Consider the following 821-nt stretch of genomic DNA (forward strand, 5'->3'; position numbering starts at 1 on the left):
CGATGTGATAAAAAGTATTGTTTATGTATATACTTAAAATATAGCTTCAAATCTATTATATTTTAAGTTTTATATAATTATTCACTCGAAATTCTTTCTTTCCATATAATTATCAAAAGGAATTGATAATGAAGTTAGCTCCTCTTTTTTCAATAGGTGCCTTAGCGGCCATGAGTATCATAGGCTGTTCTAATCAAACATCTGAAAGTACTGATGCTTCATCAGCTTCTTCCAAAGAAACCACTGTTTTGCGCTTCTCGCATTTTTGGCCAGCCACTTCTTCTATCAGCAAGGAAGTATTTGAACCTTGGGCCAAACAGATTGAAACTGATTCTGATGGTCGATTAAAAGTCGAGCTCTACCCCTCAGCAGGTCTTGCTAAAGCTGATGTCACTTATGAGTCTGCTGCAAAGGGTACAATCGATATAGGTTCTCAAGCACATGGTTATACCAATGGTCGTTTTCCTTTAACTCAAATTACTGAGCTTCCTGGTTTGTCTAATTCGGCTACTCAGATGGGTTGTATGCTACAAACTTTATATGATGATGGTACGCTTGCTGGTGAATATGAAGATTCACATCTGTTATTCATGTATGGTGCTGGACCTGGTTCTCTACATACTACTGATAAATTAATCCGTACACCTGAAGATATGAAAGGCATGCGCATTCGCAGACCTTCAGCAGTCGCTGGTGACATTATTGAAAGCGCAGGTGCTTCACCTGTCGGCTTACCCGCTAACGACATGTATACTTCTTTACAGAGAGGTGTTGTGGACGGACTTAGTTTCCCATGGGAAGCAGTCACAGCTTTTAAGATT

The 821-nt window shown here is 39.2% G+C and carries 1 protein-coding gene; it reads left to right on the forward strand.

The annotated features are described in order from the left end of the window. Nucleotides 1-128: 128 nt before the first annotated feature. On the forward strand, nucleotides 129-821 hold a 693-nt coding region (locus ACS8FD_RS18910; RefSeq protein ID WP_439276989.1), incomplete at its 3' end, for a TRAP transporter substrate-binding protein.

It is taken from the genome of Psychrobacter sp. 1U2 (assembly GCF_051847575.1).